Here is a 13,877-nt window from a genome sequence, read left to right as displayed (position 1 = left end):
GAAGCCGCCCTCCGGATCCCGTCTCCACGATGCCAGAACTCCCCGAAGTCGAAGTGGTCCGCCGCGGCCTGCAGGCCAGCGTGCTCGGCCATGCCGTCCGCGGCGCGGAGGTGCGCGTGCCGCGGCTGCGCTGGCCGGTCCCGGAGGGTCTCGAAGCCAGCCTTCGGGGCGAGCGGCTGCGTGCGGTGGAGCGGCGCGGCAAGTACCTGTTGCTCAGGTTCGATTCCGGCTGCCTGATCGTCCACCTGGGCATGTCCGGCACGCTGCGCTTCCTGCCCCGGCCGCTGCCGCCGCAGCGGCATGACCACGTCGACCTGCTTTTCGGGCACGGGGTGCTGCGCTTTCGCGACCCGCGGCGCTTCGGGGCAATGCTCTGGCATCCGTCCGGCGCTGGCGACCCCGCTGCTCACCCGCTGCTCGCGGGCCTGGGCGTCGAGCCGCTGTCCGGCGACTTCGACGGCGGGATGCTGTACCGGGCCACGCGCGGCCGGCGGGTGGCGATCAAGCAGCTGCTGCTGGCCGGCGACGTGGTGGTCGGTGTGGGCAACATCTACGCCTCCGAGAGCCTGTTCCGCGCCGGCATCCTGCCCGGCACGCAGGCCGGACGCATCGGCCCCGAGCGCTGCGAACGGCTCGCCGCCGCGATCCGGCGCACGCTCGCCGAGGCGATCGAGCGCGGCGGCAGCAGCCTGCGCGACTTCGTCGGCAGCGACGGCGCAAGCGGCTACTTCCAGCTGGACTGCCTGGTCTATGGCCGCGCCGGCCAGCCGTGCCGGAGCTGTGGCGCGCCAATCCGCACGCGCATGCAGCAGCAGCGCGCCACCTACTGGTGCCCGCGCTGTCAGCACTGAGCGCGCGTGAACCGACGCCGGGCATCGGAGCCGTTCACGGGCTGCCGTGCAGCGGTACGTCCCGGCCTGTGCCGTCCGCCGTCTGGCGCCGTCTGCGCGCCGTACGACGGTGGGGCGTGGGGCGCCCGCCGGTGGCCGGAACGGCCATGCTAGATTGGCTCGCGCAATCGAGCGCCTAAGGAGACAGGTCCGGTGGCTGTCGGAACTTTCAGGGAGCGCATCGCCGTCTACGGCGCATGGCGCGGCGAGCTCGTCGACGCCGTCCGTCGCTACGGGCGCTGGCTCGGCGACGCAGGTCTCGCCGAGCCGCCAATGCAGTCGCGCATCGAGCGACTGGTCGAGCGGCTGCGCGAGGATCGCATCTCGATCGCCTTCGTCGCGGAGTTCTCGCGCGGCAAGTCCGAGCTGATCAACGCGATCTTCTTCTCCGGCTACGGGCAGCGTGTGCTGCCCTCGGCGGCCGGGCGCACGACGATGTGCCCGACCGAGCTGCTGCACGACCCGTCGAGGCCTCCCTCGATCCGCCTGCTGCCGATCGAGAGCCGGCTGCGCGAGACGCCGCTGTCCGAGCTGCGCGGGCGCAGCGGCGAATGGCACGAGATTCCGATCCGGCCGGGCGATGCGGACAGCGTCGCCGGCGCCTTCGCCGCGGTGCGCGAGATCCGCCGGGTGCCGGCCGCCCAGGCGGCGGCGCTGGGGCTGTACCGGCCCGACGACGACGACTCGCCGGTCCAGCCGGACGCAGCGGGCGAGGTGGAGATCCCGCGCTGGCGGCATGCGATCGTCAACATCCCCGATCCGCTGCTCGAGAGCGGGCTGGTGGTGATCGACACCCCCGGCCTGAACGCGATCGGCAACGAGCCGGAGCTGACGCTGAGCCTGATCCCCGGCGCCGACGCGGTGCTGTTCGTGCTGGCTGCCGATGCCGGCGTCACCCGATCGGACATCGCGGTCTGGCGCGAGCATGTCGATCCCACCCACCGCCACGGCCGCTTCGTGGTGCTCAACAAGATCGACGGGCTCTGGGACGAGCTGCGCGAGGAGCACGAGATCGAGGCGGAGATCGGCGCGCAGGTCGCCGCGGTCGCTCGCACGCTTGAACTCCCGGAGGACCGAATCTTCCCGGTGTCGGCGCAGAAGGGGCTGGTGGCGAAGATCCAGCACGACCCCGCGCTGCTGCAGCGCAGCCGACTGCCCGAACTCGAGCGCGCGCTGTCGCACGAGCTGGTTCCGCAGCGACAGGCGCTGGTGCGCGAGCGCGTCGGACGCGATTTCGACGAGCTCTCGTCGGTGGTCGGGTCGGTGCTCGCCGCGCGCAGGCGCAGCTTCGTCGAGCAGCTGTTCGAGCTCAACGGCCTGCGCGGCAAGAACCTGGGTGTAATCGAGCACATGGCCGCGCGCATCCAGGGCGAGCGCGCGGACTTCGAGAAGAGCCTGCGCCACCTGCAGGCGCTGCGCACGGTGTTCGCGCGGCACTCGCGGTCGATCTACGACTCGATCGCGGTGGAGGCGCTGCGCAGGCACGTGCGCGGTGCACGCGAGCTGATGCGCGCGAGCAACTTCTCGGTGGGCCTGCGCGAGGGGATGACGAGCCTGACCAGCGCGGTGCGCGGGGATTTCGACGCGGTGTCCGCGCTGGTCGACGAGATCACGACGCTGATGCATGCGATGTACCGGACCTTCAACGCCGAGCATGGCCTGAACCTGGGCTCGCCGATGATGTTCTCGATGCGGCGCTACTTCGAGGAGCTCGACCGGATCGAGGCGCTGCACCGTCGCCAGTTCGGCGCGCTCACGCTGGTCACCACCGAGAAGTGGGCGCTGATGCGGCGCTTCTTCGAATCGGTGGCGGCGCGCATCAAGGAGGTCTACGACGTCGCCAACCGCGAGATCGAGGCCTGGCTGCGCGCGGTGATCGCGCCGATCGAGGGGCAGGTGCGCGAGCATCAGATCCAGCTGCGCCGTCGAATCGACTCGGTGAATCGCGTGCGCGACGCGAGCGACAGCCTTGACGAGCGCATCGCCGAGCTCGACTTCGAGCGCAGCCGCGTCGAGGAGCAGCTTGCTCTGGCCGCTGCATATGCCGACCGGGTGCGCGCGGTGCTCGAGGCGCCGCTGCAGGCGGGAACAGAGCGCAGCCCGCGGCACGTCGTTGCCGCCTGAAACCTTCGCCGCGCGCATCGCCGCCTGGCAGCGCACGCACGGCCGTCACGATCTGCCCTGGCAGGGTACCCGGGATCCCTATCGGCGCTGGATCTCCGAGATCATGCTGCAGCAGACGCAGGTCGCCGCGGTGATCCCCTACTACCGGCGTTTCATCGAGCGCTTCCCCGACGTGCAGGCGCTGGCGTCGGCTTCGCTCGACGAGGTGCTGCAGGCCTGGAGCGGGCTCGGCTACTACAGCCGCGCCCGCAACCTCCATGCCGCGGCGCTTGCGGTGCGCGCGCAGGGCGGCTTCCCCGCGAGTGCGGCGGAGCTCGAGCGACTGCCCGGCATCGGCCGCTCCACCGCGGCGGCGATCGCGGTGTTCTCCAGCGGCGAGCTCGCCGCCATCCTCGACGGGAACGTGCGCCGCGTGCTTTGCCGCCACCGCGGCGTCGAAGGCTTCCCCAGCAGCCCGGCGGTCGAACGCCGCCTATGGGCGATCGCGGAAGAGGCGCTGCCGGAACCGGCCGACCTCGATGCCTACACGCAGGGGCTGATGGACCTCGGCGCCACCGTCTGCACCCGCGCGCGGCCCGGCTGCGCCGCCTGTCCGGTGTCGGGGGATTGCGTCGCGCTGGCGACGGCGCGCGTGGCCGAGCTGCCTGCGCCCCGCCCGCGGCGCGAGATCCCGCTGCGCGAGACCGCGATGCTGCTGTTCGTCGCGCGCGGTGCGGTGCTGCTGGAGCGGCGCCCGCCGGTCGGCATCTGGGGCGGCTTGTGGAGCCTGCCCGAGGCGCGCGAGGAGGAGGCGGACGCGGTCGCCGGTTCGCTGGGACTGGCGGTGCTCGGAACCCGGCGCCTCGAGCCCTTCCTGCACCGGTTCACCCACTTCGGCCTGCGGGTGCAGCCGCTGCTGCTGGAGGTCGACGCAGCCGCCCTGCGCGACGCCGGGCCAGGCCCGGAGCGCAGGTGGCTGCCGCTGGAAGAGGCCGGTGCCGCGGCGCTGCCGCGCCCGGTGAAGACGCTGCTGTCGGAGCTGGCGGCAGCCCGGCTCAGGGAGCGTTGCGGCGCTGGGTGAGCGAGCGGTGGCGCACCAGGACGTGCTCCGTGCGCCGGAACCTGCGCGCCAGCTCCTCGATGCAGTAGACCGAGCGGTGCTGCCCGCCGGTGCACCCGATCGCCAGCGTCAGGTAGCTGCGGTTTTCCTGGACGTAGAACGGCAGCCAGCTGTGCAGGAAGTTGCCGATGTGATCGATGAAGCGCTGCACCGAGGGAATCTCCCGGAGGAACTCGGCAACCGGCTCGTCGAGCCCGGTCAGCGGGCGCAGCTCGCTCGTGTAGTAGGGGTTCGGCAGGCAGCGCGCATCGAAGACCAGGTCAGCGTCCAGCGGCACGCCCAGCTTGTAGGCGAATGAGACGAACAGCAGTGTGAGCGGTGCGCGCTGCGCGCCGACCACGTCGCGCACCCACTGCCGGAGCACGTTGGGATGCAGGTCGCTGGTGTCGATCGAGACGCCGAGGTCCTCGATCGCCGACATCAGATCGCGTTCGCGCTCGATCGATTCGGCCAGGGTCGCGGTCTTGTCGCCCTGCATCGGCGGATTGCCGGTGGCAAGCGGGTGCCTGCGGCGGGTCTCCGAGTAGCGCTGCAGCAGCGTGTCGGTGCGCGCGTTCAGGAAGATCACCTTGACGTCATGGCCGCTGCGGCCGAGCCCCGCGACCATCACCCGCAGGTCGGTCACCGAAGCGCCGCTGCGGGCGTCGATCGACACCGCGACGCGCTCGTGGCCGGCCTCGCTCAGCGAACCGATGACGTCCTGCAGGAAGCGCACCGGCAGGTTGTCGATGCAGAAGTAGCCGTCGTCCTCGAGGACGTTGATCGCCACCGACTTGCCGGAGCCAGAGATGCCTGTGATGAGTACGACGCGCATGGGGTGGCACCAGCCTCCGGGTCAGCCTTCCGAGTCCCGGATCAGCCGGTTCTGGCGGGCGATGAAATCGCCCATGGTGTCGATGCCGCGCAGCGACAGCACCGTGCTGCGCACCGCTGCCTCGGTCAGCACCGCGATGTTGCGGCCCGCCGCCACGGGGATCACCACCTTGCGCACCGGCAGGCCGAGCACGTCCTGTGTGAGCGCCTCGAGCGGCATGCGCTGGTACTCGTTCTCCATGGTGCTGGTGCGCACCAGGTGGACGATCAGCTTGAGCTTCATTTTCGGCCGCATCGAGGTCTCGCCGAAGATCGCCCGGATGTCCAGCAGCCCCAGCCCGCGCACCTCGAGCATGTTGCGCAGCAGCGGCGGGGAGCGGCCCTCGATCGCGTGCGGTGCGATGCGCCGGAAGTCGACCACGTCGTCCGCCACCAGGCCGTGCCCGCGGCTGATCAGCTCTAGCGCGAGTTCGCTCTTGCCCAGACCGGATTCGCCGGAGATCAGCACCCCCATGCCCAGCACGTCCATGAACACGCCGTGCATCGAGGTGCTGTCGGCAGTGGCCTTGGCGAGCCAGTAGCGGAGCAGGTCGATGACGTTCGCGGCCTCCTGCGGCGACGACAGCAGCGGCAGGCCGTCGGCCTCGGCGAGCGCGACCAGCTCGGGGTCGGGCACGATGCCTTCGGTGACGATGATCGCGGGCGGATGCCCGGCGACCAGGTCGCCGAGGATGGCGCTGCGCCTGGCCGGTTCGAGACGCCCGTAGTATTCGGTCTCCGCGCGCCCGAACACATGGACCCGGGCGGGGTGGATCAGGTTCAGGTAGCCGATCAGGTCGGCGGGGGCGCTGCCGCCGGTGCCCAGCAGCCGGTCGGCGCCGCGGCGGCCGGCGATCCAGCGGAACTGCAGCGACTCGGCGTTGGCGTCGACGAGCTGCTGCACCGTGACGGACATGTCGTCCGCCCGGTCAGGCTGCAGGGCGACAGGGCGCCCAGGTGGCCAGGATGCGATGCGCCTTCGCGGGGTCGTCGCAGGACATGAGGCTCTCGCGGATCGCCCGGTCCGACAACAGCTCGGCGAGCTCGCTCAGAAGTTCGAGGTGCTCCTCGGTCGCCTGCTCCGGAACCAGCAGGAACACCAGCAGACGGACCGGCTGCCCGTCGGGGGCGTCGAAGGGAATGGGGTCCTGCAGCCGCACCACCGCGGCCAGCGCCTCGCGCAGTCCCTTGATCCTGCCGTGGGGGATGGCGACGCCCTCGCCGAGGCCGGTGGAGCCCAGCCGCTCGCGGGCGAACAGCGAGTCGAAGACCTTCCCGCGCTCGATCCCGTGGTTGTTCTCGAACAGCAGCCCGGCCTGCTCGAACAGGCGCTTCTTGCTGGTCACAGAGAGGTCGACCACCACATTGGTCGACGGCAGAAGACTTGCGATTCGGTTCATCTCTTCCCGTCGCTCCGTGCTGCTGCGATGCAGCATCCAAGGGAGTGTCGAATGGACAGGCGGCAAGCGTAGAAGAATCCTGCCGGCCCGTCTAGGTCGGATGACCTCCGGGGCCCTTGCGAATGGCCTTTTGCGCGATGCACAAAAACAACGGCCAGGCGGGCGGCGCAAGATGAAAGGGCGGCCGAGCCGCCCTGGCCGACCGCCCCTGGGGACGAATGCGCATGGGCAGGCCCGCAGGCCCGCAGGCGCCTAGAGCTGACCCTGCTCCTGCTCCTGCTCCTGCACCTGCACCTGCTGCTTCAGCGCCTCATGGCCATGGTCGTTCTGCTTTTCCTTGTGCTTGAGCACCTGCCGGTCGAGCTTGTCGGCCAGCGCGTCAATGGCGGCGTACAGATCCTCGTGCGTGGACTCGGCGAAGATGTCCTTCCCGCGAATATGGATATTGATTTCGGCCTTCTGCACCATCTTGTCCACCGACAGTAGCACCTTGACGTCGATCACCTTGTCGAAATGGCGGGTGATCCGCTCGAGCTTCTGCGTGACGTAGTCGCGAAGGGGGGCGGTGACTTCGAGGTGATGGCCGGTGATGGAGAGGTTCATGTTTCCTCCTGTGCGGGAAAGGGAGCTGGTTCGTTCCTTATAGCACTTTTCGAAGGGCCACCGCCGGGATGGAGCAGGCCTCCCGGTACTTCGCCACGGTGCGCCGCGCGACAACGATTCCCTGCTCGCCGAGCAGCTCGGCGAGCCTGCCGTCGGACAGTGGCTGGCCCGGATCCTCGGCCGCTACGAGCTGGCGGATCAGCGCCCTGATGGCGGTGCTGGAGGCGGCTCCGCCGGCATCGGTCGCCACGTGGCTGCCGAAGAAGAACTTGAGTTCGACCGTGCCGTGCGGGGTGAGCATGAACTTCTGCGTGGTGACCCGCGAGATGGTCGATTCGTGCAGGCCCAGCGTGTCGGCGATCTCGCGCAGCACCAGGGGGCGCATTGCCACCTCGCCGTGCGAGAAGAAGGCCTGCTGCCGCTCGACGATCGCCTGCGCCACCCGCTGGATCGTGTCGTAGCGCTGCTGGACGTTCTTGATCAGCCAGCGCGCTTCCTGCAGCTGCGACGAAAGCCCGTTGGCGGCGCCGCGATTGCGCCGCAGGATCTGCGCGTAGGCCTCGTTGATCCGGAGCCGCGGCAGGACGTCCGGGTTGAGGGAGGCCTGCCAGCCGCCGCGGGTGCGGCGCACGATCACGTCGGGAACCACGTAGGTCGGTTCGTCGGTCGAGAACGCTGCGCCTGGCCTCGGATCGAGCTGGCGAATCAGCGTCTGCGCGTCGCGCAGCTCGTCGTCGTCGCAGCGCAGGACGCGGCGCAGCCTGGTGAAGTCCTTGGCTGCCAGCAGCGGCAGGTGCTGGCGGGCGATGGCGCGGGCCAGCTCCAGCGCGCGGGGTGCCGGCGGCTGCGCCGTGTCCGCCCGGGCGTCGAGCTGCAGCAGCAGGCATTCGGGCAGGTCGCGCGCGCCGACGCCCGCCGGCTCGAAGCTCTGCAGCAGCCGCAGCGCGGTCGTCAGGGCCTCCGGCTCGATGCCGAGTTCCTGCGGCAGCAGCGCGCCGAGCTCCTCGAGGCTGGAGTCCAGGTAGCCGTCGTCGTTGAGGTTGTCCATCAGCATGCCGACGAGCGCGCGATCGACGTCGGTGCACTGCGTGGCGGCGAGCTGCCCGGCGAGATGGTCGCGCAGGGTCCGGCCGGTGGTGGCGATCTGCTGCGAACTGCGCTCGTCGTTCTCGTCGTCGCTTCGCCGCCCCGAGTCCGAGCCCCAGTCGCCGGCGTCGGCATCGCCCCATTCCTCGGTCGAACCGCCTTCGCCGAGGGCCTCCTCCTCTGCGCGCGACTCGGGCGAAGCGCTGATCGTGTCGTCGCGGCTGGCGGCGTCCGTGCCGTTGTGCTGCGTCTCGATCGCCCCGTTGGGACCGATCCGCAGGGCGTCCGAGAAGGGATCGTCGACCCGCTCCAGCAGCGGGTTGTCGGCCAGCGCCTGCTCCAGCTCCTGGTTGAGCTCCAGCGTGGACAGCTGCAGCAGCCGGATCGACTGCTGCAGCTGCGGGGTCAGCGCCAGATGCTGGTTGAGCCTGAGCTGCAGGGACGGCTTCACGCGGGCCTCGGAATCGGTGGATGGAGCCCCGCCAGAGCCGCGGCACTACATCCGGAAGTGTTCTCCGAGGTAGACGCGGCGCACGCTCTCGTTCTCGACGATTTCGTCGGGGCGCCCTGAAGCAAGAACAGTACCAGCGTTGATGATATACGCGCGATCGCAGATGCCAAGCGTTTCGCGGACGTTGTGGTCGGTGATCAACACGCCGATGCCGCGATTCTTGAGGAACTTCACGATCCGCTGGATTTCGATCACCGCGATCGGATCGACGCCTGCGAAGGGCTCGTCGAGCAGGATGAACCGAGGGGACGTCGCCAGTGCCCGCGCGATCTCGACGCGCCGGCGCTCGCCGCCGGACAGCGACAGCGCCGTGTTGGTGCGGATGTGCTCGATCTGCAGCTCGAGCAGCAGTTCGCGCAGACGGCGGTCGAGCTCGGCGCGGTCCAGCGCGCGGCCACGCTCGTCGATCTGCAGCTCGAGCACCGCCAGGATGTTCTCCTCGACGGTCAGCTTGCGGAAGACCGAGGCCTCCTGGGGCAGGTAGGACAGTCCAAGGCGGGCCCGGCGATGGATCGGGAGACGGCCGATCGGCCGCTCGTCGAGCAGGATCTGGCCGGCATCGGACGGCACCAGGCCGACAATCATGTAGAAGCAGGTCGTCTTGCCGGCGCCGTTCGGGCCCAGCAGCCCGACCACCTCGCCGCTCCTGACCTCGAGCGACACGTCCTGCACCACCCTCCGGCCGTGGTAGGCCTTCATCAGGTTCTGCACGGAGAGTCGGCTGGTCGCGCCGGGGCCTGCGGCCTGGGCGGCCGCGCCGGCCGGCCGGGGGGCGCTCGATAGGGGCACGGCTACCTGCGCGCCGGGTCGATGCCCTGCGCCGGGGTAAGCGGGGTCGGGGCGGGCTCCGCGGGGGCGGCCTGCTTGGGTTGGATCACCACGCGCACGCGGCCGCCCGGGTTCTCCGGGGTGGCGGCCGAGGCGCCGCCGCTGCGCACGTCGAAGAATTCGCTGCGACTGTCGTAGACGATCAGGTTGCCGTGGACCTCGTCGGTGACCCGCTCCCGCTCCAGTCGCTTGAGCGTTGCGCGCTGTTCGAAGCGCACGGTCTCGGCCTTGCCGTCGTAGGTGATCTGCTGCCCGGTGCCGACGATGAACTGCTCGACGCCATCGCGCTTCTGCCGGAAGCTGGCGGGGTTGCCGTGGGCGGTGCCGTACTGGTTGCCGGCCGCGTCCTGGCGCAGCACCAGGCGATCGGCCCGGATCAGGATGGTGCCTTTGGTGAGCGTGACGCTGCCGGTGAAGACGTTCACCTGCTTCGCGTCGTCGTATTGCATCGAGTCGGCCTCGATGTTCACCGGTTTGTCGCGGTCGGCGCGCTCGGCCAGCGCGGGCTGCCCGGCGAGTCCGGAGATCAGCGCGATCGCCGCCAGCGGCAGGCGCAGCTTCGACCGGGTGAGGGAGGCGGGAACTGGGAGGAGGCGGGGCGGCATCGGTAGGTGGGGCGGATCAGCGGGCGGCGGGCGCCGCCCAGACGCCATGCACCCTGGACTGGACCTTCAGCACGCGCGCCGCATTATCGAATTCCATGCCGACCCCGGTCAAGGAAGAATCGCCATGGGTGATCCTCACCGGGCGGTCGGTGCGCGCGAGGTCCTGCTGCGGCAGCACCAGCACATAGTCGGTGTCGACCCTCAGGGCCGGCTGTCCGCCCTCGGCGGCGCGAGTCAGCTGCACCGAGTCGTGCAGGTGCGTCTGTTCGCCGCCGCTGGTCGCACGGCCGCGCTCGGCGCGCAGCGTGATCAGCGGCCTGGCGGGGTCCAGGCTCACCAGCACCGGGTTGACGAACTCGCTGGAATCGTCGTCCGGGAAATGCTGCATCCGGTCGGCGGACATCCGGAACACCGGCTGGCCGGTCGCGTTGAGGCGGGTCAGGGCGAGCCCTTCGACGAAGTAGTCGGGCTCGTGCGCCGGCGCACTCGCGCCGGCCGACCGATCCATGCGGCTGGAGATCTCCGCGAGGTAATAGCTGACCCCCGCGAGCCCGGCCAGCAGCGCGATCGAGATGCCCGCGGCGATGCGGTCGTACTGTCGCTGGAACATCACTGCGGCGCCGCCTGCGGGGCGGGGCTGCCGCCGCTGCGGTAGCGCGCCAGCAGCGCATCGAGTTCGCCGCGCGCGGCCAGCAGCCACTCGGCGAACTCGCGCACCGCGCCGTGCCCTGCCGGGCGGGTCGACACCCAGTGCGCCGCGGCGAGCACCGGCGCGCTGGCGCCGACAGGCGCTGCGGCGAGGCCGGCGAGCGCGAAGGCCGGCAGGTCCGGCCAGTCGTCACCGATGCAGGCGATCGCCGTCGCTGGCAGGCCGAAGCGGGCGGCCAGTTCGCGCAGCGCCGCGCCCTTGTCGCCGACGCCCTGAATCACCGTCTCGATCCTGAGCTCCGCTGCGCGCGCCTCGACGATGCGCGACCTGCGCCCGGTGACGATGGCGAGCCGGATGCCCGCGTCGCGCAGCAGCGTGAGGCCGAAGCCGTCGTGCACCGAGAACCCCTTCATCGTCTCGCCGTCCTGGCCGATCCAGATGGTGCCGTCGGTGAGCGTGCCGTCGACGTCGAGCATCACTGCCCTGATCGAGGCCGCGCGCCGTGCGGCCTCAGTGGCGCGCTGGGGGGCGGGGGCGGCGCCCATCAGACCACCTTCGCGGCGAGGAGGTCGTGGATGTGAACCGCGCCCAGCAGGCGGCGATCCGCGTCGACCACCAGCAGCTGGCTGATCCTGCGGTCCTCCATCAGCTTCACCGCTTCGGCTGCGAGCGCGGCCGGGCCGATCGTGGCCGGCGAGGCGCTCATCACCTCCGTGACCAGGAGCCGCCGGACGTCGCCCTCGCGTTCGAGCAGGCGCCGCAGGTCGCCGTCGGTGAAGATCCCTGCCACCCTGCCATCGGCGGAGATCACCGCGGTCATTCCCATCCGCTTGCGGGTGATCTCGAGAATCGCGGCCGGCAGCGCGGCGGTGTCGGGCACCGAGGGGATCGCGTCGCCGCTGCGCATCACGTCGGCTACGTGGGTCAGCAGCCGCCTGCCCAGCGCGCCGCCCGGATGCGAGCTCGCGAAGTCCTCGGGGCCGAAGCCGCGCGCGTCCAGCAGGGCCACGGCGAGCGCGTCGCCGAGTGCGAGCGCGGCGGTGGTGCTGGCTGTCGGCGCGAGGTTGAGCGGGCAGGCTTCGCGCTCCACCGCGGCGTCCAGGTGCGCATCGGCCAGCTCGGCCAGCGGCGAGCCGGGCGTGCCGGTCATCGCGACCAGGCGCGCGCCGCGGCGCTTGACGAGCGGGACGATGGCCAGCAGCTCGGCGGTGTTGCCGGAGTTGGACAACGCGAGCAGCACGTCGTCCGGGGTGATCATGCCCAGGTCGCCGTGGCTGGCCTCGGCAGGATGCATGAAGAAGGCCGGGGTTCCCGTGGAAGCGAGGGTGGCGGCGATCTTGCGGCCGACGTGCCCGGACTTGCCGATTCCGCTGACCACCACGCGGCCCTTGCAGGCGAGCATCAGCTCGCAGGCGCGCACGAAGTCGTCGCCGATCCGGTCGACCAGGGCCTGGACTGCCGCGGCTTCGATGCGCAGCACGTCGCGTGCGCATTCCGTCAGGCGTGCGGCGTCCAGGGGGGCAGGGGAGTCCTGATTCATTGCGGCAGTATATCGGCGCGTTACGCAGGGCGGTTCGGTGCGAATCCGCGCCGCGGGCTAGAATGCGCAGTTCCGCAATCGTCGCGCTTGCAGCGCCTTCCCGCCTTGAACCCGGATTTCCTCGTCCTCGACCAGGTCCGTTTCGGATACCGCGAGCGTCTGATCCTCGATGGGGTCACGATGCGGTTTCCGCGCGGCAAGGTGGTCGCGCTGATCGGCGGCTCCGGCTCGGGCAAGACGACCATCCTGCGCGTGATCGGCGGGCTGCTGAAACCGCGCTCCGGCACCGTCACCTTCGATGGCAGCAACGTGCATGCGCTCGGGCGCCAGGACCTCTACCGGCTGCGCCGTCGCATGGGCATGCTCTACCAGTTCGGTGCCCTGTTCACCGACCTCACGGTGTTCGAGAACGTCGCGTTCCCGCTGCGCGAGCACACGGAGCTGCCCGAGCCGCTGATCCGCGACCTGGTGCTGCTCAAGCTCAATGCGGTCGGGCTGCGCGGGGCGGCCCAGTTCCGTATCGCCCAGCTGTCGGGAGGCATGGCGCGGCGGGTCGCGCTGGCGCGCGCGATCGCGCTCGATGCGCCGCTGATCATGTACGACGAGCCCTTCGCGGGCCTGGATCCGATCTCGCTGGCCACGGTCGCGCACCTGATCCGCAACCTGAACGACGCGCTCAACGTCGCCTCCATCCTGGTGTCGCACGACATCAAGGAGGTGTTCGGCATCGCCGACTACGTCTACCTGCTCGCCAAGGGACGCATCGCCGCCGAGGGCACGCCGGACCAGATGCGCGCCTCGAGCGACCCCAATGTGCGCCAGTTCCTGGATGGCGACATCGATGGGCCGGTTGCCTTCCACCATCAGGCGACACCGCTCGCCGAAGACCTGGGGCTGGGCCGATGAAGCGGACGCTGACGGGCCCGCTGCGCTGGGCCGGGGAGCGGCTCGCCGGCATCGGCGCGGGCACGCGCTTCTTCCTGCGCCTGTGCGGACAGGGCGTGCTGTCGGTGCGCCGGCCGCGGCTGGTGATCGACCAGATCCACTTCATCGGCAACTACTCGCTGTCGATCATCCTGGTGTCCGGGCTGCTGATCGGCTTCGTGCTCGGGCTGCAGGGCTACAACACGCTGCGCCGCTACGGTTCCGAGGAGGCGCTGGGGCTGCTGGTCACGCTGTCGCTGGTGCGCGAGCTCGGGCCGGTGGTCACCGCGCTGCTGTTCGCCGGCCGGGCGGGAACCTCGCTGACCGCGGAGGTCGGCCTGATGAAGGCGGGCGAGCAGATCGACGCGATGGAAATGATGGCGGTCGACCCTGTCGAGCGCGTGCTCGCGCCGCGCTTCCTTGCCGCGGTGATCTGCATGCCGCTGCTTGCGGCGCTGTTCTCGTCGATGGGCGTGCTGGGCGGTTACCTGGTCGGCGTGGAGTCGATCGGAGTCGATCCCGGCGCCTTCTGGTCGCAGATGCAGGACGGCGTCGACTGGGTCGACGACGTCGGAAACGGCGTGGTCAAGAGCGTCGTGTTCGGTTTCACGGTCGCCTTCGTCGCGCTCTTCGTCGGCTACCAGGCCGACGCGACGCCCGAAGGCGTGGCGCGGGCCACCACCACCACGGTCGTGGTCGCCTCGCTCGCGGTGCTGGGGCTGGATTTCATCCTCACCGCGCTGATGTTCAGCTAGACGAAGGGAAT

15 protein-coding genes are annotated in these 13,877 nt (G+C 70.4%); 5 read left to right on the top strand and 10 right to left on the bottom strand.

Annotation, left to right across the window (positions count from 1 at the left end; translation table 11 throughout):
• Positions 1–29: 29 nt before the first annotated feature.
• From mutM to mutY, 3 genes are all read left to right on the top strand, one after another.
• Positions 30–851 (top strand): bifunctional DNA-formamidopyrimidine glycosylase/DNA-(apurinic or apyrimidinic site) lyase, encoded by an 822-nt coding sequence (mutM, locus tag HNQ70_RS15535; protein WP_183969371.1) that lies wholly within the window; start codon positions 30–32, stop codon positions 849–851.
• Positions 852–1,043: 192 nt separating this feature from the next.
• Positions 1,044–3,014 carry a dynamin family protein gene (locus HNQ70_RS15530; protein WP_183969370.1) on the top strand — a complete coding sequence of 657 codons (1,971 nt, stop codon included), beginning with the start codon at positions 1,044–1,046 and terminating at the stop codon, positions 3,012–3,014.
• Entirely contained in the window at positions 3,004–4,074 is a 1,071-nt protein-coding gene (gene mutY, locus HNQ70_RS15525; RefSeq protein ID WP_246435003.1) for an A/G-specific adenine glycosylase, read from the top strand. Before HNQ70_RS15530 ends, mutY begins: the two co-directional genes overlap by 11 nt.
• On the opposite strand, the gene rapZ is transcribed toward mutY, so the two are convergent.
• From rapZ to HNQ70_RS15475, 10 genes are all read right to left on the bottom strand, one after another.
• Positions 4,049–4,927, bottom strand: coding sequence for an RNase adapter RapZ (gene rapZ, locus HNQ70_RS15520; RefSeq protein ID WP_183969367.1), 879 nt, complete (start codon positions 4,925–4,927; stop codon positions 4,049–4,051). The two genes, mutY and rapZ, sit on opposite strands and share 26 nt — an antisense overlap.
• A gap of 21 nt (positions 4,928–4,948) precedes the next feature.
• Positions 4,949–5,881 carry an HPr(Ser) kinase/phosphatase gene (gene hprK, locus HNQ70_RS15515; protein ID WP_183969365.1) on the bottom strand — a complete coding sequence of 311 codons (933 nt, stop codon included), beginning with the start codon at positions 5,879–5,881 and terminating at the stop codon, positions 4,949–4,951.
• Between the two features lie 13 nt (positions 5,882–5,894).
• Positions 5,895–6,365: a PTS sugar transporter subunit IIA gene (locus tag HNQ70_RS15510; RefSeq protein WP_183969362.1), complete on the bottom strand. Its 471-nt coding sequence runs from the start codon at positions 6,363–6,365 to the stop codon at positions 5,895–5,897.
• Positions 6,366–6,617: 252 nt separating this feature from the next.
• The gene (gene hpf / locus HNQ70_RS15505; RefSeq protein WP_183969360.1) at positions 6,618–6,968 is read right to left on the bottom strand and encodes a ribosome hibernation-promoting factor, HPF/YfiA family; all 351 of its coding nucleotides are present in this window, start codon (positions 6,966–6,968) and stop codon (positions 6,618–6,620) included.
• A 37-nt stretch (positions 6,969–7,005) separates the two neighbouring features.
• Positions 7,006–8,505, bottom strand: coding sequence for an RNA polymerase factor sigma-54 (locus tag HNQ70_RS15500; protein WP_183969358.1), 1,500 nt, complete (start codon positions 8,503–8,505; stop codon positions 7,006–7,008).
• Between the two features lie 45 nt (positions 8,506–8,550).
• Positions 8,551–9,276 (bottom strand): LPS export ABC transporter ATP-binding protein, encoded by a 726-nt coding sequence (gene lptB / locus HNQ70_RS15495; RefSeq protein ID WP_343060817.1) that lies wholly within the window; start codon positions 9,274–9,276, stop codon positions 8,551–8,553.
• Positions 9,277–9,356: 80 nt separating this feature from the next.
• Positions 9,357–9,998 (bottom strand): lipopolysaccharide transport periplasmic protein LptA, encoded by a 642-nt coding sequence (gene lptA / locus HNQ70_RS15490; RefSeq protein WP_183969354.1) that lies wholly within the window; start codon positions 9,996–9,998, stop codon positions 9,357–9,359.
• Between the two features lie 16 nt (positions 9,999–10,014).
• Complete coding sequence (gene lptC, locus HNQ70_RS15485; RefSeq protein ID WP_183969352.1) at positions 10,015–10,608, bottom strand: LPS export ABC transporter periplasmic protein LptC; 594 nt, start codon at positions 10,606–10,608, stop codon at positions 10,015–10,017.
• The gene (locus tag HNQ70_RS15480) at positions 10,608–11,192 is read right to left on the bottom strand and encodes a KdsC family phosphatase (protein ID WP_183969350.1); all 585 of its coding nucleotides are present in this window, start codon (positions 11,190–11,192) and stop codon (positions 10,608–10,610) included. The genes lptC and HNQ70_RS15480 overlap by 1 nt, the downstream gene beginning before the upstream one ends.
• Positions 11,192–12,187, bottom strand: a complete 996-nt coding sequence (locus HNQ70_RS15475; RefSeq protein ID WP_183969348.1) for a KpsF/GutQ family sugar-phosphate isomerase — start codon at positions 12,185–12,187, stop codon at positions 11,192–11,194. The genes HNQ70_RS15480 and HNQ70_RS15475 overlap by 1 nt, the downstream gene beginning before the upstream one ends.
• 105 nt (positions 12,188–12,292) lie before the next feature.
• Between HNQ70_RS15475 and HNQ70_RS15470 the strand changes: the two genes are divergently transcribed.
• On the top strand, positions 12,293–13,093 hold the full coding sequence (locus HNQ70_RS15470; protein WP_246435002.1) for an ABC transporter ATP-binding protein: 801 nt from the start codon (positions 12,293–12,295) through the stop codon (positions 13,091–13,093).
• Entirely contained in the window at positions 13,090–13,866 is a 777-nt protein-coding gene (gene mlaE / locus HNQ70_RS15465) for a lipid asymmetry maintenance ABC transporter permease subunit MlaE (RefSeq protein WP_183969346.1), read from the top strand. The genes HNQ70_RS15470 and mlaE overlap by 4 nt, the downstream gene beginning before the upstream one ends.
• Positions 13,867–13,877: the final 11 nt, after the last annotated feature.

The sequence above is a fragment of the Quisquiliibacterium transsilvanicum genome, from assembly GCF_014202215.1.
Taxonomy (GTDB): domain Bacteria; phylum Pseudomonadota; class Gammaproteobacteria; order Burkholderiales; family Burkholderiaceae_E; genus Quisquiliibacterium; species Quisquiliibacterium transsilvanicum.
The sequence above is the reverse complement of the archived record's forward strand: the minus strand, read 5'-3'. Positions and strand labels throughout refer to the sequence as shown.